The sequence below is a fragment of the Peptoniphilus olsenii genome (genome assembly GCF_040545475.1).
Taxonomy (GTDB): domain Bacteria; phylum Bacillota; class Clostridia; order Tissierellales; family Peptoniphilaceae; genus Peptoniphilus_A; species Peptoniphilus_A olsenii.
The window spans coordinates 1-22,192 of sequence record NZ_JBEPMA010000014.1; the positions used below are offsets into that span (position 1 = coordinate 1).

Annotated in this window: 19 protein-coding genes and 1 pseudogene; 16 read left to right on the forward strand and 4 right to left on the reverse strand. The window is 31.3% G+C overall.

The annotated features are described in order from the left end of the window. Nucleotides 1-583: 583 nt before the first annotated feature. From ABID14_RS08330 to ABID14_RS08340, 4 genes and pseudogenes are all read right to left on the reverse strand, one after another. Nucleotides 584-1,762 carry a sodium/glutamate symporter gene (locus tag ABID14_RS08330; RefSeq protein WP_435529961.1) on the reverse strand — a complete coding sequence of 393 codons (1,179 nt, stop codon included), beginning with the start codon at nt 1,760-1,762 and terminating at the stop codon, nt 584-586. Continuing rightward, nucleotides 1,716-1,826, reverse strand: a pseudogene (locus ABID14_RS10130) (hypothetical protein); the annotation flags it as partial. The pseudogene ABID14_RS10130 and the gene ABID14_RS08330, both read right to left, overlap by 47 nt. A gap of 115 nt (nt 1,827-1,941) precedes the next feature. After that, a complete protein-coding gene (locus ABID14_RS08335) occupies nt 1,942-2,934 on the reverse strand; it encodes a D-alanine--D-alanine ligase family protein (protein WP_354369036.1) in 993 nt (330 codons plus the stop codon). A gap of 354 nt (nt 2,935-3,288) precedes the next feature. Next, nucleotides 3,289-4,515, reverse strand: a complete 1,227-nt coding sequence (locus ABID14_RS08340; protein WP_354369038.1) for a sodium/glutamate symporter — start codon at nt 4,513-4,515, stop codon at nt 3,289-3,291. Between the two features lie 200 nt (nt 4,516-4,715). On the opposite strand from ABID14_RS08340, the gene hisS reads away from it, so the two are divergent. The 16 genes from hisS to ABID14_RS08420 all read left to right on the forward strand — a co-directional run bounded on the left by hisS (nt 4,716) and on the right by ABID14_RS08420 (nt 21,995). Then, entirely contained in the window at nt 4,716-6,023 is a 1,308-nt protein-coding gene (gene hisS, locus ABID14_RS08345; protein WP_354369040.1) for a histidine--tRNA ligase, read from the forward strand. Nucleotides 6,024-6,139: 116 nt separating this feature from the next. After that, on the forward strand, nt 6,140-7,972 hold the full coding sequence (gene typA, locus ABID14_RS08350) for a translational GTPase TypA (RefSeq protein ID WP_354369042.1): 1,833 nt from the start codon (nt 6,140-6,142) through the stop codon (nt 7,970-7,972). A 33-nt stretch (nt 7,973-8,005) separates the two neighbouring features. Beyond that, nucleotides 8,006-9,469: a cardiolipin synthase gene (gene cls / locus ABID14_RS08355; RefSeq protein WP_354369044.1), complete on the forward strand. Its 1,464-nt coding sequence runs from the start codon at nt 8,006-8,008 to the stop codon at nt 9,467-9,469. Next, nucleotides 9,469-10,008 carry a M48 family metallopeptidase gene (locus tag ABID14_RS08360; protein WP_354369046.1) on the forward strand — a complete coding sequence of 180 codons (540 nt, stop codon included), beginning with the start codon at nt 9,469-9,471 and terminating at the stop codon, nt 10,006-10,008. Before cls ends, ABID14_RS08360 begins: the two co-directional genes overlap by 1 nt. 8 nt (nt 10,009-10,016) lie before the next feature. After that, the gene (locus tag ABID14_RS08365; RefSeq protein ID WP_354369048.1) at nt 10,017-10,235 is read left to right on the forward strand and encodes a hypothetical protein; all 219 of its coding nucleotides are present in this window, start codon (nt 10,017-10,019) and stop codon (nt 10,233-10,235) included. 746 nt (nt 10,236-10,981) lie between these two features. Continuing rightward, the gene (locus tag ABID14_RS08370) at nt 10,982-11,593 is read left to right on the forward strand and encodes a hypothetical protein (RefSeq protein ID WP_354369050.1); all 612 of its coding nucleotides are present in this window, start codon (nt 10,982-10,984) and stop codon (nt 11,591-11,593) included. Continuing rightward, on the forward strand, nt 11,572-13,779 hold the full coding sequence (locus tag ABID14_RS08375; protein WP_354369052.1) for a DUF3160 domain-containing protein: 2,208 nt from the start codon (nt 11,572-11,574) through the stop codon (nt 13,777-13,779). The genes ABID14_RS08370 and ABID14_RS08375 overlap by 22 nt, the downstream gene beginning before the upstream one ends. 728 nt (nt 13,780-14,507) lie before the next feature. After that, nucleotides 14,508-15,038, forward strand: a complete 531-nt coding sequence (locus tag ABID14_RS08380) for a nitroreductase family protein (protein ID WP_354369054.1) — start codon at nt 14,508-14,510, stop codon at nt 15,036-15,038. After that, a complete protein-coding gene (gene tsaE, locus ABID14_RS08385; protein ID WP_354369056.1) occupies nt 15,025-15,480 on the forward strand; it encodes a tRNA (adenosine(37)-N6)-threonylcarbamoyltransferase complex ATPase subunit type 1 TsaE in 456 nt (151 codons plus the stop codon). Before ABID14_RS08380 ends, tsaE begins: the two co-directional genes overlap by 14 nt. After that, on the forward strand, nt 15,461-16,129 hold the full coding sequence (tsaB, locus tag ABID14_RS08390; RefSeq protein WP_354369058.1) for a tRNA (adenosine(37)-N6)-threonylcarbamoyltransferase complex dimerization subunit type 1 TsaB: 669 nt from the start codon (nt 15,461-15,463) through the stop codon (nt 16,127-16,129). Before tsaE ends, tsaB begins: the two co-directional genes overlap by 20 nt. Next, entirely contained in the window at nt 16,107-16,538 is a 432-nt protein-coding gene (gene rimI / locus ABID14_RS08395) for a ribosomal protein S18-alanine N-acetyltransferase (protein ID WP_354369060.1), read from the forward strand. Before tsaB ends, rimI begins: the two co-directional genes overlap by 23 nt. A 7-nt stretch (nt 16,539-16,545) precedes the next feature. Further along, nucleotides 16,546-17,541 (forward strand): tRNA (adenosine(37)-N6)-threonylcarbamoyltransferase complex transferase subunit TsaD, encoded by a 996-nt coding sequence (tsaD, locus tag ABID14_RS08400; RefSeq protein ID WP_354369062.1) that lies wholly within the window; start codon nt 16,546-16,548, stop codon nt 17,539-17,541. Between the two features lie 863 nt (nt 17,542-18,404). After that, the gene (locus ABID14_RS08405; RefSeq protein WP_354369064.1) at nt 18,405-19,277 is read left to right on the forward strand and encodes a hypothetical protein; all 873 of its coding nucleotides are present in this window, start codon (nt 18,405-18,407) and stop codon (nt 19,275-19,277) included. Between the two features lie 585 nt (nt 19,278-19,862). After that, nucleotides 19,863-20,201: a copper amine oxidase N-terminal domain-containing protein gene (locus tag ABID14_RS08410; RefSeq protein WP_435529962.1), complete on the forward strand. Its 339-nt coding sequence runs from the start codon at nt 19,863-19,865 to the stop codon at nt 20,199-20,201. Between the two features lie 114 nt (nt 20,202-20,315). Then, nucleotides 20,316-21,188: an undecaprenyl-diphosphate phosphatase gene (locus tag ABID14_RS08415; protein ID WP_354369066.1), complete on the forward strand. Its 873-nt coding sequence runs from the start codon at nt 20,316-20,318 to the stop codon at nt 21,186-21,188. Nucleotides 21,189-21,197: 9 nt separating this feature from the next. After that, nucleotides 21,198-21,995, forward strand: coding sequence for a carbon-nitrogen hydrolase family protein (locus ABID14_RS08420; RefSeq protein ID WP_354369068.1), 798 nt, complete (start codon nt 21,198-21,200; stop codon nt 21,993-21,995). Nucleotides 21,996-22,192 lie beyond the last annotated feature (197 nt).

Consider the following 22,192-nt stretch of genomic DNA (forward strand, 5'->3'; position numbering starts at 1 on the left):
TTATTGTGTAAATAGAAGTGTTTTCTTATTTTTAATATTAAATTTTCTATTTTACCATTACATATTCTCTTCTCCATATGCAAGACTATTTATGCGTTTGCAATGCTTTTTAGTCGAGATGACATTGGAAAGTGTAGCGACAACCTCCACAACTGTCATTCCGAGCGAGCAAGGCGAGTCGAGGAATCTGCCTGTAGAGGAGCCGTTCTGTAAAAATCAATAAAAGTCCTTTGTTATTATCTTTTCCATTACGCTTCTTTTTTTTACCTAAACAAATTCTTTCCATTACATGCAGATCTCTCCATGCGTTCGCAAGCTCACTTAGTCGAGATGACATTGGAAAGGGCAATGAAACCCCTCCAAATGTCATTCCGAGTGAAAAAAATCTTGACAGATTTCTTTCGCTCAGGATGACATGGAGAGTGGAAATATTCTCTCCGTCACTTGCAAGACTTTTTATGCGTTCGCAACGTTTCTTACTGGGTATAATACGAGGAATTTAAAGTTTTTGTTTTTAAAACTCTACACGTCAAAATTTTTATATAAAAAAACCGGACTTAATCCGGTTTTTTGCTTTTATTAATTAAATTCCAGCCATTTTAGATGCTATATCCAAGAATTTTGTGATGATTAATGCATTTGTCAAGTTATTGATAAATCCACCTATTACTGGAACTACAAAAAATGCAATTTTTGAAAATCTATATTTTTCGCAGACAGTTTTCATTGTTGTCATGGATACTGGAACGGCTCCTGTACCGAATCCTAAATGTCCTACAGACATGATAGCTGCGTCGTAATTTTTGCCAAGCAATCTAAATGTCAAGAAGTATACGAACAATAATATAAATATTACTTGTGCTAGTAGAAGTATCACAAGGCTAAATCCAAGTCCTGCTAATTGCCACAACTTCATTGTAACTATTGACATGGCTACAAATAATGCCAGTGAAAAGTCCCCAACTATATCAAGTGCTTCAAGTGTTGTTTCATTTGCTTTATCAGTTTTATCTAAATAAACTCTAACTAAGATACCACCAAGCATTGCACAAACATGAATTGGTATATTTTGACCTATTCTTTGTAGTAAAATAAATATTATTTGTCCAATTCCACAAGCTACCATTAGCATTAAAACTGCAGACATCATATTTCTTCTATTTACAAATACTTCTGCTGCTCTTTGTGTTATTGTTTTGTCATCATCTTTGTAGGCTTCTGCTTCAAAGCCAAATCTTTTTACTATAAATGTTCCAAATGGACCACCGAGGATTGAACCTGCTACAAGACCAAATGTGGCAGATGCTATTGCAACTTCCATTGCTGCCTGAGGTGCTCCAAGTTTTATAGCTTCTGGTGCAAAACTAGCTGCGTTACCATGTCCACCTGATAGTGGAATTGAGCCTGTCATCATTGAAATAAGTGGGTTTACATCAAGTACTTTACCTACTCCAAGTGCCAAAGCGTTTTGTCCTATAGATAAAAGTGCTGCTAATACTACAAATATTGCTACGAGTTTGCCACCCTTTTTTAAAAGTGCCATACTTGCTGCCGTACCACTTGCTGCAAAGAACAAGCAATAAAATAATGTGTTTACTGTTTGGAAATCAAAATTAGGTTCAAATATATTTGCATAATACAAAATCATTGTTACGATAGAAATTAATGTTCCTCCAACAACTGGTGCTGGTAAACAGTATTTCTTTAAAATTGGGAATTTTTCTCTCAAAAAATCTCCAATATAAATTCCGATTACAGCCAAAAATAGAGTTTCGAACATGCCGAACTCGACTACAATTCTTTCCATATTTTTTCCTCCCTTTTATACATTATTTATTGTATGATAATTGATAAATAAATTCAAATGAATTTTCACATTTTTATCACATTTTTTCAAAAAAATAAGTATAGCTTAAAAATTAAACTATACTTTAATATATTTTATAATTTTTGGATGTCATGATTTTTTATCGCATCTTTAACTAAAAAATCCAACAAATCTTCGTAGCTCATGCCATCAATACTTGCTATATATGGAACGTCGGATGTATCCTTAAATAAACCAGGCAGAGTATTTAACTCGATAAATACTGGCTCGTCATGGATATTCATCTTTACATCAATTCTAATATAAGAAGAGCAGTCAAAAATTTTATAGACCTTTAGTGCGTCATCTTTAATTTTTTGTGCCACTTCAGGTGCTAAATTTGCAGGACATTCTTTGTCAATTTTATTTAAATCTTTGATGCGGCGAGACTGAATTTGGTCGTCATTTTTATCTGGGAATATAATCTCAAGTATGGGCAGTGCTTTGGCATTATCTGTGCCAATAACTGCAACAGTAAATTCGCGACCGGGCAAGTATTCTTCAACTAGTGCGTTTTGATTAAAGTTTTTAAGTACATAGCGAATGCGGTCGTATAACTCTTTTTCATTGTGAACGATGCTATCTGCAGTTATGCCAACAGAAGAAGATTCGCTGTCTGGCTTTACCATTAATGGATAATTAAATTTTGTTTCTAGTTTTTGTTTGTCTGATGAAAAGACTTGAAAACTTGCATTTGGTATATTATACGCATCGAAAATATGTTTAGTAAAAGATTTATTTAAGCCAATTTCCTGAACAAAAGCAGAAGAGCCCACGAAAGGTATACCAGTGAGTTCAAATAAAGATATGATATTGGCTTGCTCCTTAGATTTTTTGATGCCACAACAAAGATTTATCAAACAATCGATAGAATCATCTTTTATAATATCGCTCAAAATATTAACTGACATTTTGATAAGACTAACTTTATGACCTTTAGCTTCTAGTGCAGCTTTGACCTCTTGGGCATCTGCAATTTCGTTTAAATTATTGCCTGTATTAGTTAGATAGCTTTGGTCTTTATTAAGACTTTCTCTATCATTATACACAACACCTACATGATACATAAAACCACTTCCTCTTTCTTATAAAATTTTAAAATTTCAATTAATATTTTTTAATATTATACAATAATTATAACATACCCATTTAATGGGAGTTTTATAGATGAGAGGTTAGTTGTGAGGGTTGCGTAGTCCTTTCTAATGTCATCTCGACTAAATGAGTGTAAACGAACGCATAAAGAGTCTACAATTAGTGGAGAGAATATGTACTGATGAAATAGAAAGTGTAGTGAAAAATATAAAAAACATTTCTATTTATTTTTACAAAATAATCCCTCTACGCATATATTCCTTGCCTTACACACTAGGAATGAGACTTAGAGGGACTTTGTGTTATTGAGTTTAATATTTAATTATTTACATTAATCCAGACATCTTAGCTGCTATATTTAAAAATTTTGTTATTATCAATGCGTTTGTTATATTACTTATAAATCCGCCTATTACTGGAACTACGAAAAAAGCAATTCTTGAGTATCGGTATTTGTCGCAGACTGTTTTCATTGTTGTCATAGATACTGGTACGGCACCTGTTCCAAAGCCTAAATGTCCTACTGCCATGATTGCTGAGTCATAGTTTTTGCCAAGTAGTCTAAACGTCAAGAAATATACGAATATTAAAATCATAACAACTTGTACCATCAGCAATATTATTAGACTGAGCCCTAAACCAGCAAGTTCCCATAGTTTCATGGATACTATGGACATGGCTACAAAAAGTGCCAGTGAAAATTCGCCAACTATGTCAAGTGATTCTAATAGACTATCACTTGCTCTTTTTGTTTTGTCTAAAAATATTCGTACCAGTATGCCACCAAACATGGCACATACGTGAATTGGTATGTTTTTGCCAAAGTGCTGGATTATGAGAAATATTATTTGTCCTATACCACAAGATATTACTAATAAATTTACTGCTTGAAGCATATTTCTTTTATTGACAAATATTTCTTGTGCTGTTTCTGTTAGTTTTTTTTGATTATCTTGTAGAGCTGCATTTTCAAATCCAAATCTCTTTACTACGAATGTTCCAAATGGTCCTCCTAAGATAGAACCTGATATTAGTCCGAAAGTTGCAGAAGCTATCGCTACTTCTGTTACGGCAGCTGGTGCTCCAAGTTTTATAGCTTCTGGTGCAAAACTAGCTGCGTTTCCATGGCCTCCTGTTAATGGGATAGATCCTGTCATAAGTGAAATCATTGGGTCAACTTTTAGGACATTTCCAACGCCAAGAGCTAATGCATTTTGTAATGCTGCAAGAAGTGCTGCCAGTGCTGCAAAAATTAATACGAGCTTACCACCTTTTTTAAGTAGAGCCATACTTGCGCCTGCTCCACTTGCTGCAAAGAATAGGCAATAAAATAATGTGTTCACAATTTTGAAATCGAAGTTTGGTTCTAAAATATTTAAATAATACAAAATCAATGTGATAATAGATATTGTAGTGCCACCAACAACCGCTGCTGGCAAGCAGTATTTTTTAAGTATTGGGAATTTTTCACGCAATAAATCTCCCAAGTATATTCCAACTACTGCTAATAGTAAAGTCTCAAACATTCCCATTTCAACTACGACTCTTTCCATATTTCCTCCTCTCAACTGAGTATTTAAGTTGTATTTTGTGTTCTCGCAAATTGTATTTTAAGAACACAAACTCAAATGCTTTAACATATTACAACACAGCTATATAAAACTTTCACTATTCATCTAGTAAAAGTATCAAATAATTTTTTAATATGGTAGAATATTATTAGTATTAAATTTTTAAACAGAGGAGTGATATTATGAGTATTGTGAAACCCTCAACTCTACCTGGTTTTATGGAGTTGTTACCTGAGGATCAAATTCTTTTTAATGAAATGAAAAATGTTATAAGAGAGAATTTTGAAAAGCATGGTTTCCTACCGATTGATACACCGGTTATTGAAAAATCTGAAGTTCTCCTTGCTAAAGGTGGTGGAGAGACAGAAAAACAGATTTATAGATTTGAAAAGGGTTCTACTGATATGAGTCTTAGGTTTGATTTGACAGTTCCTTTGGCTAGATACACTGTTGAACATTTTAATGATTTGTCTTTTCCTTTTAAGAGATATCAGATAGGCAAAGTTTATCGTGGTGAAAAGGCTCAAAAGGGAAGGTTTAGAGAGTTTTATCAATGTGATATTGACACTATAGGCAATGGTGATTTATCTCTTGTTAATGATGCGGAATTTCCTGTTGTTATTTACCACACTTTCAAGGATTTGGGTTTTACTGATTTTACTATTCACTTAAATAATAGAAAGATTTTGAAGGGTTTTTTTGTTTCTCTTGGTATAGAGGATTCTACGGATGCTTTAAGAGCGGTGGATAAGCTCGACAAAATAGGTGAAGATGCTGTAATCGAGGAATTAGTGGAAACCGGCATTTCTGTTGATGCTGCTAAAAAGATTATTGAATTTATCAAAATTGATGGCAGTGTCGATGAGATTTTAGATTCTTTAAATAATTTGGGTGTAGAGGATGATATATTCAAAACTGGTCTTTCTGATATTACTGAAGTCATTGGCTATATTAGAGATTTTGGCATTGATGAAAACTGTTTTGATATAAATCTTAAGATTGCTCGTGGCCTAGATTATTATACTGGAACTGTTTATGAGACAACTCTTGATAATTATCCTGATATTGGTTCTGTTTGCTCTGGCGGTAGATACGATAATCTGGCGAGCAACTATACTGATATGATTCTGCCTGGTGTTGGTATTTCTATTGGGCTTTCGAGATTATTTTATCAATTAAATGAGGTAAAGATTATTGAAAGTGAGAAGAAATCTCTCATTGATTTATTGATACTTCCTATGGATGAATGTATATCTGAAGGTATCAAGCTTGTTTCTGAACTTCGTGAAAATAAAGTTAGGGTTGGTTTATATACTGAATTTGCAAAGCTCAAAAAGAAATTTAAATATGCTAATCAAACTAAGGTAGAATATGTAATAGTTTTAGGTGAAGATGAGATTAAAAATAGATTTTATTCTCTTAAAAATATGAAGACTGGAGAGCAAATTGATATTTCATTTGATGAACTGGTAGAAAAGTTTGAGAGATAATCAGTAAAAATCGCAATTATTTGGGTTTTAAGTGCAAGTAATATTGCACTTTTTTTATGAAAATATTAAAATAGTAGACGAGATTAAAACTAAATATTTTTTCCAGAAGAAGAGGGATGAATTTGTATAGAGAAGATGTAAGAAATATTGCCATTATTGCCCATGTTGACCACGGTAAAACTACACTTGTGGATGCTCTTTTGAAGCAATCAGGTGTGTTTAGAGATAATCAAAAAGTGGACGATAGAGTTATGGACTCTAATGCAATTGAAAAGGAAAGAGGTATTACTATTCTTTCCAAGAATACTGCCGTTAATTACAATGGTATAAAAATTAATATTATAGACACGCCGGGCCATGCTGATTTTGGTGGAGAGGTAGAGCGTGTTCTAAAAATGGTAAATGGTGTCGTACTTTTGGTGGATGCTTTTGAAGGGCCAATGCCACAGACTAAGTTTGTGTTAAAGAAAAGTTTTGAGTTTAATTTACCTGTTATTGTTTGTATAAATAAGGTTGACAGACCTGAGGCAAGGCCTCTTGATGTGGTAGATGAAGTGCTAGATTTATTTATTGAATTGGGTGCTGATGAAGAGGTACTAGAATGCCCATTTGTGTTCGCTTCTGCTAAATCTGGTGTTGCTGCTCTTGATTTGGATGGCGAGATGACTTCTATGGAGCCATTATTCGAAACAATTATTAAGTATATTCCAGCTCCAGAAAATAAAGACGACTTGCCATTTAAGTTATTAATTTCAACTATTGACTACAATGAATATATTGGTAGAATTGGCATAGGTAAAATTGAACAAGGTATTATCAATGAAAATGCTCAAATGGTAAGGGTAAATAAACAGCTGCCTGATTTTAAAGAAAATGTAAAAATAGCACAGCTTTATGAATTTGAAGGTTTAAATAGAGTTGAGGTAAGTTCTTCGCATTCGGGTTCTATAGTTGCTATTACAGGTATTGAAGATATAAATATTGGTGATACTATTACATCTGTTGATGACACAACTCCTCTTGAGTTTGTTAAGATTTCAGAACCTACTATTGCTATGGAATTTAGAGTAAATGATTCGCCATTTGCAGGTCGTGTTGGTAAATTTTTAACTTCTAGACAAATAAGAGCTAGACTTTTTAAAGAACTTCAAACTGACGTAGGTCTTAGAGTTGAAGAAACTGACTCAACTGAAGCTTTTAAAGTGAGTGGTAGAGGTGAACTTCATTTATCTGTTTTAATAGAAAACATGAGACGTGAAGGTTATGAATTCCAAGTTTCTAAGCCACAAGTTTTATTTAAATTTGATGAAAATGGTAAAAAACTTGAGCCTACTGAAAGAGTAACTATTGATGTAGATAGCACATATGCAGGTAGTGTTATTGAAAAGCTTGGTAGAAGAAAAGGCGAACTTGTAAATATGCACGAGCCAACTGGTGGATATCAAAGACTTGAATTTATAATTCCTTCAAGAGGTCTTATTGGATATAGGACTGAATTTATGACTGATACTAAAGGTAGCGGAATTTTAAATTCTATTTTTGAAGATTATGTTCCATATAAGGGTGAAATTCCTAGAAGAGTCAATGCTTCAATTGTGTCTTTTGATACAGGAACTGCTCTAACTTATGGTCTACACAATGCACAAGAGCGTGGCATACTTTTTGTAGAGCCGGGCGAAGATGTATATGAGGGTCAAGTTGTTGGTGAAAGTCCAAAAGGCGTTGAGATTGAGGTTTCTGTAACTAAGGCGAAGAAAATGTCAAATGTTAGAGCTTCTGGGTCTGACGATGCCTTAAAATTATCTCCAATAAGAAATATGAGTCTTGAAGAGGCTCTTGAATTTATAGAAGATGATGAATTAATTGAAGTTACACCTCTAGAATTTAGACTTAGAAAGAAAATATTAAACTCACAACAAAGATATAAATCTAAGAAAAATAAAAACTAAGTGGTGAGAACTGCCAAAGTATAAGGTGATAGAATGTTTCAAGCTTATTTAGATATAATTAAAAACTTTGCACAAGTATATTCAATACTCTTCATATTCAATTTGCTTGTGTCAATGTTTATAATTCTATTTGACCACAAAAAGCCAATATCCACATTATTGTGGGTAATGGCAATTAATTTTTTGCCACTAATTGGATTTATATTTTATCTTTTCATTGGGCAGGATATTTCAAAATCAAAGATTTTTGATGGTAAAACAAAAGCTGACAGGATTATAGAAAAAGAGTTTAAAAATCAACTCAAACAAATCAAAGAAGGTACTTTTGAATTTTCTAATAACAGGACAAAACAATATGTAAATATGATTGAGATGTTCAATAGAGCTGAGGGCGAAATTTTATACACACATAATGATGTTAAGATTTTTAATGACGGCAAAGAGAAGTTCAAACAACTTTTTTATGATTTAGAAAATGCAAAGCACACAATTTATGTTCAGTATTATATTTTCAAATCTGATAAATTATCTACACAATTTATGAATATTTTAAAATCTAAAGCACAAGAGGGGCTTGATGTTTATCTATTAATTGATGGCATGGGTATAAGAAATATGCTGCTTCACGATAGAAAAATGCTCAGAGAATCGGGAGTAAAACTTGGGATATTTTTCCCAGGTATGATAATTAAGATAAACACCCATATGAATTATAGAAATCACCGCAAAATTGTAGTCATAGACAAGAGAATTGGTTATGTAGGTGGATTTAATGTTGGTGACGAATATGTATCTAAAGGGCCTATGGGCTATTGGCGTGACACTCATCTTAGAATAGTAGGCCCAGCTGTCAATGGACTTGCATGGAGATTCTTTTTAGATTTTAAATTTGCATCAGATGAATATACAAAGGGTTTTACTACAGAATATTTTGACAAAAGTATAGGAGATGTAGATATAAATATTGTCACATCGGGGCCAGATACTAAAGCTGATTCAGTAAGAAATGGGTATGAGAAATTAATCACCAATGCCAGAAAAGAAATATATATACAAACACCATATTTTGTACCAGATGAAGGATTACTAAAATGCCTAAAAGTCGCTGCACTCAGTGGGGTAAATGTAAATATAATGTTTCCCGCTAAAAGAGACCATCCCTTTGTGCATTGGGCATCGCTTTCATTTATAGGTGATTTGCTAAAATGGGGCGTAAATGTATACAGATATGAAGGTGGATTTTTGCATACAAAATGCGTCATTAGCGATGATTATCTATCGAGTGTAGGAACTGCAAATTTTGATATAAGATCTTTTGAGCTCAATTTTGAAGTCAATGCCTTTATATATGATGCCGAAGTAAATAAAAAATTGAAAGACCATTTTATTGAGGATATGAAACTTTCCACTAAAATAACTCCAGAATATTATGCAAAGAGGTCAAAGATAGTTAAAGTAAGAGAGGCATTCTCGAGGCTACTATCGCCACTATTGTAATGGAAATAGAAATACAAAAGAAAAAGATAAAAAATCTTAGAATAAAAGTAGAAGATGGAGTTATCAAAGTATCAGCACCTAGATACATGAATAAGGCTGAGATTTATCGCATTATTGACAATAACCACAAAGTCATAGATAGAATGAAAATAGAGGATAAAAATAGAAATAGATACAAAAATCATCTTTTTGGTGTACAATTAAATACAGAAGATGAAGCAGAAATTGAAAAGATTTATAGAGAAGAATTGCCAAAAGTGTTGGATAAAATTTTTGAAAAATTTATTAAATTGACAGGACTAAAACCAGTAGAATATAATATACGAAAAATGAAAGTGCGATGGGGCACTTGCTATCCAACTAGGAAGATGATAAATATAAATTTGAAATTGGCAGAAAGACCACTAGAGCAGATTGAGGCAGTAGTGTTGCACGAACTTGTGCATTTAAAACATTATGGGCATGATGAAGAATTTGTCAAAGAATGTGAAAAATACATGCCTAACTATAAGATTATTGAGCGTGAACTTAAACATTAGGTGATAGAATGAAGAAGTTTTTGAGAATTGTACTTATATTTGTAGCTGTTGTAATATTTATGAATGTATTTAATATATCAGTATTTGTAGGAAGAAAGAAGATAGACAGATATTTTGTAATGGAGCAATTTGAAAAAATTAATGGTAAAGAAATTGTGGATAAAGCCAAAAATGTTGGTGGTGGAGTAAAAAGTAAAGTAAATAAGATGATTGAAAGCACGAGATAATCGTGCTTTTTTTGTGCGTGGGGAGTGGAATGTAATTTTACATTAATAAATTTCAAATGAAAACTTTTATATACACTATTATGTAGAACCAGAAAAAACTTCTACACGTTGTCATTCTGAGCGATCAAAGCGAAAGTCCGCGTGTACTCGAAGAGTTAAAAATCTTTTTCGACTTTTTGCTATAGTTGTTCGTGGTTTGGGTGCTTGAATACTTTTTTATTTTAAACTTTACAGATTCTCTCAACTAATTGTAGACTCTTTATGCGTTCGCAACGCTTCTTAGTCGAGATGACACTATAAGAGGATTACATTTAAGATTTACTATTGTTATTAGAATACACAAAGAAAACTCGCAAGAATTGAAGCCTATAGACGATTACAACTCTTACAACTGTCATTCCGAGCGGAAAATCCGAAGGGTTTGAAGTCGAGGAATCTACCTGTAGAGGAGTCGTTCTGTAGATATAAATAGAAGTCTTTTCTTATGCTTATTTCACAACATTTTTTATTTTAAACTTTACAGATTCTCTCCACGACATGCAGCTCCTTCGACTTCTGAATCTCACAAGATTTCTTTCGCTCAGGATGACATGGGAGGGGAAAAATTCTCTCCATCACATGCGAGACTCTTTATGCGTTCGCAACGCTTCTTAGTCGTGATAAGATAGTGAGTGGAAAGTATTTTCTAATAAAAATGTAACTTTTATTTAACTAATTTTAGTGCGATACAATGGTATAATAAGTTTATGATATATATATTATTATTTTTAGTGCTATTTACTGGTTGTTGCAAAACTGAAGTTATTGATGAAGATTCTATGAATGGTTTTGATGCTAAACTTATTTATAATGCTTCTTGTGACGAGAGTTTAATTATAAAAAATAATGAGAAAAGCTTCGAATTAAATTTAAGCAATATTAGTCCGTGGAAAATACAATTTTGTAACATTGATGGAGATGAAATAGAGCTTGCTATTGGTGTGAAGAAAAAATCTCCATATCATAGTGAAAAGGTTAAAAGATTATTCTTATACAATCTTAGTTTTAAAAATAAAAGGTTGAAACCCAAATTAAGAATAAGTCGATTGTCTAATCCTTTGGTGGACTTTTGTATGCTAGATATTGATGGTGATGGATTTGATGAAATTATATCTATAGAAAAAGACATTAAAAATTGTTTTGATTTTAATGGATATGATTATGCTAATGCTTTTGTTTTTGAAAAAAATTATAGAAGTAAAAAATTAAATGCAAAGCCTTATTTCATAGATAAAAATGGCAGTATTAAAGTTGAAAATGAAATTTATGAGTTGTTTTTGGATGGAGGAGAGATAAAATGGCAAAGAAAAGATATTTAGTAATTTGCATTTTAGTTTTACTAATTGTGACGACGGCTTGCAACAAAAAAACTACTGAAGTTACGAATTCAAATAGCAAGGCTAAAGTTGCTCTGCAAGATACGAGTTTTCTAGAGGAGATGGAGAGAAAGAATGTAAATTTAGAGTTTAAGCAATCTGAAATTAATCCAAAAGTAAAAGATTATGATATAAAAAATGATTTATCTAATGTAGAAAATATTGACTTGTTTGGCAAATTTATACAAGCACAACAAGATGATTTAGTAGAAAATGGTTTTGTGATTACAAAGACTAAAAATATTGCTGGTTATGATGGGAAAGATGAATATCAATATGACCAACTATATCAGATTTATGAAGCCAATGAATACATGGAGATACCTTCTTTTGTAACTACAGATTCTGTAACTCACATTTTCCATATCTTTTATGATAACTTTTTGAGAACATTAGAAAGAGAAAAATTATATCCAGAACTTCAAAATTTCAACCAAAAATTATTGGCAACAAATATTGATCTGTACAATAATTTAAAAAATGAAGAATTAAAGAAAATTCAATTAAAAAATGTAGCTTTCTTGGCAACTGGTGCAAGACTTATGAATCTAGAAATGGTGGAGACACCAAAAGAAGCTAATGCGATAGTTGATGAAGAGCTGAAAAAAGTGGAAAATGAAGCTTTGGACGAGTCCCCCATCAATAATTTCCAGATAGACTATTCACAGTTAAAGCCGAGAGGACATTATACAAGAAGTGAAGAACTAGAAAAATATTTCAAAAGTACAATGTATTATGGTCAAGTGGGATTTTTCCCTAAGAAAAATGATGAATATGATAGAGAAACTGTTTTACAATCTATGTTACTCACTTACAGTATCTATAACAACAAAGAAACTCTAAAATCGTGGGAAAATCTAGTTGGCCCAATAGATTTTTTAGTTGAAACTGCTGACGATATATCTATTAAAGATTATGCCAGAATACTTTATGGAATATATGGAAAAGATATAGACATAGATAAAATTGATGATGAAGAAAAATTAAAACAAACTTATAACGCAATAGACGACTTACCGATGCCGCAAATTGCAGCATTTCAAGGAAAATCATTTAGACTCATTCCTCAAAGAAGCGTAATTGATAATATATTATTGCAAAACACAGTAGATGTGGCAAAAGATGAGCCTTCCAAAAGACCAATATACTCAGGGCTCGATTTGATGAGCACATTTGATAATAAAATGGCAAAAAAAATTCAAAAAAATGATGACTATAACAAACATTGGGACAAATATGAAGAAAGAATTGACCAAAATATTAAAATATTTAATGAAATGCATGAATCTGATTGGCAAAAGAATTTATATCGTGGTTGGCTTTGGATGTTATCTTCTTACAATAAAGAATTTAGAGAAGGATATCCTAAGTTTATGCAGAATGAATCTTGGCAAAAGAAAGATTTAGTATCTGCACTAGGTTCTTACGCAGAAATGAAACACGACACTATTTTATATGGCAAGTCTGTAATGGCTGAAGCAGGAGGTGGTATGGATATAGAGTCTTATTCATATGTAGAACCAAATATTGATTTATATGAAAAATTATCATGGCTCATTGAATACACAAAAATTAATTTAAAAGATAGGGATATACTTGATAATTCAGGAGAAGAAAAACTTGACAACTTCAAAGAAATGGTAGATTTTCTAATACTTTGTTCTAAAAAAGAATTGAATAATGAAGTTATATCTGAAGAAGAAAATCAAAAACTTGCCTACATTGGTGGCTGGATGGAAATGCTAATGATAGATTTCGTAGAATCAGTTGACGAAAATAGTGTTATGCACTGGTATGAAATATCTAATCCACAGGACAGAAGAATGCCTATAGTTGCCGATTTGATGAGGGTAGCAAGAAATTCAGTAGGACTTAAAGAAGGAGATATATTCTCTATAGCAACAGGAAAACCAGCAGAAATTTATGTAATTTATCCAGTAGGTGAAAAATTATACATGGGTCGTGGTGGAGTATTCACTTATTACGAATTTGTGGATAATAAAAGATTAGACGATAAAGAATGGCAAGAAATGGTATTTAAAGATGAGAAAGAATATCCAAGTTGGTATAAAGATATAATAAAAGAAGAAAAGCCTGAGTTTGAAGGCGGAGTAGAGGCTTATTGGTGAGAGAAGGAGGGAAACCTCCTTTTTTGTATATAAGTTGATATTTTGAATTTAATTTTATATTTACTTCTGCAAGACTCTTTATGCTTTCGCAACGCTTCTTAGTCGAGATGACACTATAAGAGGATTTCATTTAAGATTTACTATTGTTATTAGAATACACAAAGAAAATTTGTAAGAATTAAAGTCTATAGACGATTACAACCCCCCAACTGTCATTCCGAGCGGAAAACCCGAAGGGTTTGAAGTCGAGGAATCTACCTGTAGAGGAGTCGTACTGTACATATAAATAGAAATCTTTTCTTGAACTTTTTCACCACTTTTTTTATTTTAAACTTTACATATTCTCTCCACGACATGCAGATCCTTCGACTACAGAAATCTTGACAGATTTATTTCGCTCAGGATGACATGGGAGGGGAAAAATTTTCTCCATCACATGCAAGACTCTTTATGCGTTCACAACGTTTCATAGTCGAGATGACAGTTGACGGAGATTTCATTTAAGATTTACTATTGTTATTAGAATATACAAAAGAAAATTCGCAAGAATTGAAACCTATAGACAATTACAACCCCTACAACTATCATTTTGAATGTAAAGCCTAAAACGCTTAATATTTTCATTATAAAATTCTAAAATCTAAATCAAAATTTCCAATAAAACCTTTATGTTGTATAATAAAAGAAATGTTTTTGTTTAAAATGTTATAATTAATATAGGTGATAATATGTTATTAGATTTAGTTAAAAAAAGACGTAGTATTAGAAAATTTACTGATGAACCTGTTACTAATGAGGATATTAAAAAAATTATTGAGGTGGCTCTGCATGCTCCTACTGCTAAAAATCTAAATCCTGTTAGATATATTGTGGTAAGGGACAAGGATAGGCTAAAGGAGCTTTCTAAATTCAAAAAAGTTGGTGCTCATTTTATCGATGGTGCTAGTGTGGCAATTGCAATTGTTACAGATACGGAAATTTCACCTGTTACTAATCACCAAGATGCTTCTATTGCTGCGAGCTTTATTATGCTACAGGTGGCAGAGATGGGTCTGGGTGCTACTTGGGCGAATGTTACTACTTCTGTAAATGCTGATGGACGTGCTGCTAAGGATGTTTTGAGAGAGTTTTTTAATTTGGATAATAAGTTTGATGTTGAATGCATTATGGCGATTGGGCATCCTGCGGAGCAAAAGTCAGAGAAGATTGCTTTTAATTACGATGAAAATGTATTTGAGGATTTAGATGATATTAAATAATTTAGAGGAAACTGAAAAATTTGGACTTTTTTTAGGTCAAAATTTGCAAAGTGGCATGACAGTTTGTTTAAATGGTAATCTTGGTGCGGGCAAAACTACAATGACCAAAAGTATAGCCAAAGGACTGGGCATTGATGATTATGTAACTAGTCCGACTTTTACTATCGTAAATGAATATTATGGTTCTATTAATTTATATCATATTGACACTTATAGACTTGATGATGAAGCTGATGTAGACTATTTAGGATTTGATGAATATTTTTATTCTGATGGAGTGACTATAGTTGAGTGGGCAGAGAAGATTAGATATGCACTTCCTGAAAATTTTATTGAGTTGAATATTAGTTCTGATGGAAATAAAAGAAAAATTGATATTGTGGCTCATGGAGAGAGGGAAGAAGCATTAAAGGAGAAAATACATGAGAGTTTTGGGGATTGATACTTCAACAAAAACAACAGCTGTGGGTCTTGTAGAAGATGGAAAGACAATTGCAGAGTATAATTTAACTGGACTTACTTTTCATTCTGAGTCTGTTACCAATATGATTGAAGAAATATTTAAGAAATTTAATTTTAAATTAAGTGATATTGATTTAATTGCTGTCGGCATTGGACCAGGTTCATTTACTGGCCTTAGAATTGGCATAACTGTTGCAAAAGTACTGGCATTTACATTGCAAAAGGATATTGTAGGAGTATCTTCACTTGTAGCAAATAGTATGAGAGACAGTGGCGTAGTGGCTGCTTTGGCTGATGCTAAAAGAAATAAATTGTATGCTTCTATTGTGAATAATGAAAACCAATTAGAAATACTAATGGAAGATGAAATAATATCAGTAGAAAATTTTAAAAATATTTTATCAAAATATGAATTTATTACTTTAACTGGTATAGATGCACCTAATTTTATTGATAATTTTGAAAATGCAAAGTTAAGTTTAAATTTAGAAATGAGCGGGGCAAGTGTAGCAAAACTTGGTATTATAGAATATGAAAAAAGAGGTGCAGATAATACATTTAGTATTGTTCCTAATTATTTGAAACTGTCCCAAGCTGAAAAACAATATGAAAAAAACAAGAATAGCTAATATAAAAGATATTGATAAAATTTATGAAATAGAGAAAGAAACTTTTAAAAATCCTTGGTCAAAAGAGTCCATATATTATGAGATATATGAAGATGAGCTTTCTGATGTAATTGTAATTGAAGAAAATGGAGAAGTTGTGGCATATATTGGGTATATGATTATCTTTGATGAAATTCATATAGCTAATGTAGCTGTTGCTCAAAAATCACGTGGTTGTGGTTATGGAAAGTTACTTTTAGAGGAAATTTGTAAATTTGCAGATGAACATGATAAAAAACTAACATTAGAAGTAAATGCACACAATGATGTTGCAATTTCACTTTACAAAAAATATGGATTTAAAAGTTTTGGTACACGAAAAAACTATTATGGGCAGGGAGAAGATGCTCATATAATGTGGAGGGAGTGAATAATAGATGAAAGTTTTGGCGATAGAGTCTTCATGTGACGAAACCTCTGTTGCAGTATTAGAAGATGGAAGAGAGATTCTATCTAATATTATTGCAACGCAAATTGAAACTCACAAAAAATTTGGCGGTGTAGTGCCTGAGGTTGCTTCTAGACAGCATGTTGAAGCGATTAACACAGTATTAAAAGAAGCCCTAGATACGGCAGGTGTTAGGCTAGATGAAATAGACATAGTATCTGCGACAAAAGGGCCAGGATTAATAGGTGCTCTTTTAGTGGGACTAAGTGCAGGCAAAACAATAGCAATGGCTATAGATAAGCCTTTTGTAGGTGTAAATCATATAGTGGGACATGTTTGTGCAAATTATATTTCGTTCAAAGATTTAGAACCGCCATTTGTAGGTCTTATAATTTCTGGTGGACACACATATCTTATCGAAGTAAAAGATTATGTAGATTTCACGCTTCATGGTAGAACCCAAGATGATGCAGTCGGTGAAGCCTTCGACAAAGTGGCAAGAAGTTTGGGACTTGGTTATCCAGGGGGTCCGTTAATTGATAAATTGGCAAAAAAAGGAAAAGAGACAATTGAATTTCCACGTGTCATGATAAAAGAAAATAATTATGACTTTTCATTTAGCGGTTTAAAGACAGCGGTATTAAACTATCTAAATTCAAAAAAACAGAAAAATGAAGAAATAATTGTAGAAGATGTTTGTAAATCTTTCCAAGAAGCCATAGTTGATGTCTTGTTAGAAAAAACATTTAGACTTGCTGAAGAAAAGAATTTGGACAAAATTGTACTATGTGGTGGAGTGTCTGCTAATTCAAGGATAAGGGAAGCTTTCCTTGAAAGAGCAAAAATAGAAGACAAAAAAATATATTATCCAGATATTAAATTGTGCACAGATAATGCAGCGATGATTGGCTCAGCTGCCTTTTATACTTACAAAAGTGGAAAGGTAGAAGAAGAAAATTTTGCTAATCCTAACTTAGGTCTATAAGATAAAGTTAATCAGATTATATATTATATATTAATTAAAAATGAAATTTTGGATTTCTCTTGATTGAAATGTCAGGTAAAGTCCAAAATTTTTTTATTTTTGGGAATACTACTAATTGTCATTCCAAGAAAGATGGAGTCGTCGTGTACTCAATGGAAAGGGAAACAACAACCCAGCAACCGTCATTCCGAGTAAAAGAAAAAGCGTGAGAATTTTCTGTAATCTCCTTGTACTCGAAGAGTGAGGAATCTGCATGTATAATAGCCACTTTGTAGAAATAAATAGGGAACTAATCTTAAAAAATAAAAAGAAAAAGTTCTAAGAAAAAAATGTAAATAGAGTGACAACTTCTCAATCTGTCATTCCGAGCGGAAAACCCGAAGGATTTGAAGTCGAGGAATCTGCCTGTGTAGGGGTAGCTTTGTAAAAATAAATAGAAGTGTTTTCTTATTTTTAATATTACATTTGCTATTTTACCATTACATGTTTTTCCATCACATGCAGACTCTTTATGCGTTCGCAACGCTTCTTATTCAGGATGACTTAATAAGCTAAAATTTACTTCTGACCAAAAAGCATTTTCTATCCAATATAATGTCATAAAATAATTAATTATTTAAACTATAATATATTATTTATGCTACAATTGATTTATCAAACACATAAGAGAGGCTTAGAATGGAAAAAATTTTAAATTAAAAAAACAGAAATTTCTATTATTTGGTGTAATATCTATATTATTCTTATCTCAAAACATATATGCTTTAAATGACACCAAAACTACATCAGAAATAACTAATAATGTAGAAAACGAATTCAACTCAAACTACATATCTAAGACTAAGATAGAAGGGTATATTTACTTGCAAATTACCACAAGTAAATATGGGTATCTAAGCAATAATGAGAGTAAATATATTATTTATTACAATCCAAACAAATTTAAAGATGTAAAAGATGTATTAGAAAAGCTAAATGTCGCTCATCCAATTTATGGTTATGATTTTCATAAACAGATACCTTGGTATATTGATGAAAAGTTTGATAGATCAAAAAAGGAATGGCAATATTACGCGAAAGCTATTTTTGTGCCTATAAAAGATATCTTTATTGGTGGAGAAAGAATTAAAAATTTTTATGAGATTTATTTTGTATCTCCAGATAATTATATAATGCACTTTGAAAAATATGCCATAGGAATTGAATCTATAAATGGAGATTTACTTTTTCATCTCAATAAAGAAAGAAGACCTCATTTCAAATATCGTGATATTGAATTTCCTGAAATAAAAGTAAAACCTGGCTATAAATTTATATCTTGGATAGATATAAGAGAAAAAGAAATAAATCTAGATGACGATATTAAGAGTACTAGTATATATGCTAAAGTCGAAAAATTAGATGATGTAATTATAGATGACGGAAAAACTACAAAACCAGAAGGTTATGTAGAGGTCTTTTTTAATCTTGGGCATGCAGCCGAGCACAAAGAAAATATTTCATTAAAATATTTTGTCAAAAAAAATACAGATATTTCAGACAAATTACCAATCACTAAAGAACAAGATATATTACTAAAAAAAGGGTATAGTTTGGGAAAAGAAATTTGGACTGAATCTATAAAACATATTTATGATGAAGACACAAAATATAATTTGAACTACAATTATGCAGGAGATATAATAGATAGATATCTACCGGGTTATTTAAAAATAAAATATAAAGCTCGTGAGTAGAAGATAGAATCGGAAGAAAATAAATTTCCAATTATTGAATACATAAATCTAGATGCAAAATTAAAAGTATCTGATGTTGGATTTCCCAATTTGAAAATAAAAAAAGGCTATAAACTAGGGAAACCAAGCTGGATAATGGATTCAGACACTCAAATTATCGATAGAGATATTGTGTTTAAAGCAAATATAATCCCTGATAAGGCAACTAATGATAAACTTGAACATAAAATATTATAAATTCTCATAAAAAATAATTTTTAAAACAGATGGCAATGGATATATAAATGGAACAAAAGAATATATTGTTGATAGTAATGATATAAATAATCTAAAAAATATAAATTATCCAAAGCCAATTGGATATGATGGTTATAAATTTCAAAAATGGGAAATTATAGACGATAATTTATTTTCTAAAAATGAAGACACTGTAATTGTGGCAAAATTTATAAAAGAATTGGATAAAGGTTTATCGGATGATTTTAGAATAAAAAGAAGGTCTATATATTTAGACTCTAGTAGAAAAATAAAAAGAAAATCATTTTAAAAATTGGTTATGACAAAGTAAAAATTGAAAATGAATCTATAAAATATTTACAGAATTTAGATTCCCCTCCATTTATTTATAACAATCGCACAATGTTACCAATAAGGAGTGTAGCAGAATTACTGGGATTTAAAGTAAAATGGGATGAAAATACTAAATCAGCAAAACTAATTAAAGACAAAACTGTAGTAATAATACCAAAAGACAGCAACAAAATATTAGTAAATGATAAAATATATTTTACAGATACAAAATCTATCATCAGAAATAATCGCTTTATGCTCCCAATTGGAAACATATCAAGGGCATTGGGCTTAAAAGATGATGAAGATATAATTTGGAAAGAAGATACGCAAGAAATTATTTTAAATATATAAAGAAGAAACATCCAATATCAATTGGGTGTTTTTTGTTTAATTTTTAATTTCAAAATTTTATCTAATTTTTATTAACAGTCCTAAAAAATGTTATAATAAAAGTTGGAGGTCGATATGATAGATATTTTAAAAGTTTTTATACTTGGTATTATAGAAGGTTTGACAGAATTTTTGCCTGTTTCTTCAACGGGCCATTTAATTATAGCTGATGCTTTTATTAAACTTGAGCCAAAGTCTTTTTCAAATGCTTTTAATGTAATTATTCAGCTTGGAGCTATTCTTGCTGTGTTTTACTTATATTTTTATGATATTAATCCAATTGCTAAGGGAAAACTTGTACAAGAAATTGGCGAAGAGAAATACAATGAGCTAAGTTTTAAAGAGAAATTTAAATACAGAGATATGTCAACTATGCGTTTAATTGCAAAGATAATTGTTGGATTTTTGCCAGCGGCTTTTTTTGGTTTTTTGTTAGATGATTTAATAGATGCATATCTTTTTAATACTACTACTGTTTCTATTGCTCTTGTATTTTATGGAATTGTTATAATTTTTATGGAAAAAAGAAACAAGGAAAAGTCGTTTAAATATGAGTCATTAGATGATATTGGAATTAAAACTGCTCTTGTTATTGGTTTTTTTCAGTGTCTTGCAATGGTTCCAGGGACATCACGTTCAGCGGCTACTATTATAGGTGCTATGATTATGGGGTGTTCTAGAACTAGTGCTGCAAAATTTTCTTTTTATCTTGCTGTGCCAACAATGCTTGGTGCTACTTCTCTTAAAATTATAAAAATGGGATTTGCATTTAGTGCTTGGCAATGGTTTTTGATTATATTAGGTGGAGTTATTTCTTATATTGTTGCAATTGTGGTAATAAAACAATTTTTGGGGTATATAAGAAAACACGATTTTATTCCCTTTGGTATTTATAGAATAATACTTGGGACATTAATTTTATTTTTAGGATACTTTAATATAATCTAAGGAGGAATTATGAAAGATTTTAAGGTAGGAGTAGTACAATTAAGAGCTACTAGTGACAAAGATGAAAATATAGATAAAATGAAGTCTTATGTGACTGAGGCAGCGAAAAAAGGAGCAGATATTGTTGCACTGCCTGAAATGTGGAACTGCCCTTATCAAAATTCATATTTTCCAAAATTTGCTGAAACTGAATGCGAAAAAACTTATATTTCAATGCAGGAGGTCGCTAGAGAAAATAATATTTATTTAGTTGGCGGCTCAATTCCAATAAAAGAAGACGGTAAAATATACAATAGGTCTTTTGTATTTGATAGAGATGGCAACGAAATTTACAAATATTCAAAAATTCATCTTTTTGATATTGAAGGATTTTCTGAGTCTGATACAATATCAGCTGGTAAGAGTTTGGGACTTTTTAAAACAGAATTTGGAAATTTTGGGCTTGCAATTTGTTTTGACTTGAGATTTCCTGAAATATTTGAAGATATGAGAAATTTGGGAGCAGAAGTTTTCTTTGTACCATCTACTTTTTCTGTGAGAACAGGCGAAAAAGCGTATCATCTATTGAATAGAGTGCGTGCCATAGATAATCAAAGTTATTTTATCACACCTGCTATGGCTAGGGATAATGAACTTTCAAAGAATGCTTTTTCACATTCTTTGGTAGTTAAACCTAGTGGAGAAGTAATGCTAGATATGGGAACAGATGAAGGTCTAGAAGTTGTAGAGATTAGATCTCATGTAATAGAAAAAGAAAAGAAATATATGCCATTAGATAGATCTAGAGAAAATAGAAAAAATAATTAATGACAGTCAGCATTATGAGCTGGCTGTTTTTAATTGCAAAAATTTTATAGAATATTTTGGTTCTATTTATATTAATTTTATAGATAGGTATTAAAGAATTATTTAAATTAGAGAATTAAAAGATATTTTTATTCCTTTGCTACCCAATAAATAGTGTTTAAATTAGAAGTATTAATTAAAAAACAATCATTTATTTT

Excerpts from the sequence above, each read along its gene's own strand:
- ABID14_RS08335 (WP_354369036.1), bottom strand. The coding sequence starts at position 2,934 with ATGTATCATGTAGGTGTTGTGTATAATGATAGAGAAAGTCTTAATAAA.
- ABID14_RS08340 (WP_354369038.1), bottom strand. The coding sequence starts at position 4,515 with ATGGAAAGAGTCGTAGTTGAAATGGGAATGTTTGAGACTTTACTATTA.
- hisS (WP_354369040.1), top strand. The coding sequence starts at position 4,716 with ATGAGTATTGTGAAACCCTCAACTCTACCTGGTTTTATGGAGTTGTTA.
- typA (WP_354369042.1), top strand. The coding sequence starts at position 6,140 with ATGAATTTGTATAGAGAAGATGTAAGAAATATTGCCATTATTGCCCAT.
- cls (WP_354369044.1), top strand. The coding sequence starts at position 8,006 with ATGTTTCAAGCTTATTTAGATATAATTAAAAACTTTGCACAAGTATAT.
- ABID14_RS08360 (WP_354369046.1), top strand. The coding sequence starts at position 9,469 with ATGGAAATAGAAATACAAAAGAAAAAGATAAAAAATCTTAGAATAAAA.
- ABID14_RS08365 (WP_354369048.1), top strand. The coding sequence starts at position 10,017 with ATGAAGAAGTTTTTGAGAATTGTACTTATATTTGTAGCTGTTGTAATA.
- ABID14_RS08370 (WP_354369050.1), top strand. The coding sequence starts at position 10,982 with ATGATATATATATTATTATTTTTAGTGCTATTTACTGGTTGTTGCAAA.
- ABID14_RS08375 (WP_354369052.1), top strand. The coding sequence starts at position 11,572 with ATGGCAAAGAAAAGATATTTAGTAATTTGCATTTTAGTTTTACTAATT.
- ABID14_RS08380 (WP_354369054.1), top strand. The coding sequence starts at position 14,508 with ATGTTATTAGATTTAGTTAAAAAAAGACGTAGTATTAGAAAATTTACT.
- tsaE (WP_354369056.1), top strand. The coding sequence starts at position 15,025 with ATGATATTAAATAATTTAGAGGAAACTGAAAAATTTGGACTTTTTTTA.
- tsaB (WP_354369058.1), top strand. The coding sequence starts at position 15,461 with ATGAGAGTTTTGGGGATTGATACTTCAACAAAAACAACAGCTGTGGGT.
- rimI (WP_354369060.1), top strand. The coding sequence starts at position 16,107 with ATGAAAAAAACAAGAATAGCTAATATAAAAGATATTGATAAAATTTAT.
- tsaD (WP_354369062.1), top strand. The coding sequence starts at position 16,546 with ATGAAAGTTTTGGCGATAGAGTCTTCATGTGACGAAACCTCTGTTGCA.
- ABID14_RS08415 (WP_354369066.1), top strand. The coding sequence starts at position 20,316 with ATGATAGATATTTTAAAAGTTTTTATACTTGGTATTATAGAAGGTTTG.
- ABID14_RS08420 (WP_354369068.1), top strand. The coding sequence starts at position 21,198 with ATGAAAGATTTTAAGGTAGGAGTAGTACAATTAAGAGCTACTAGTGAC.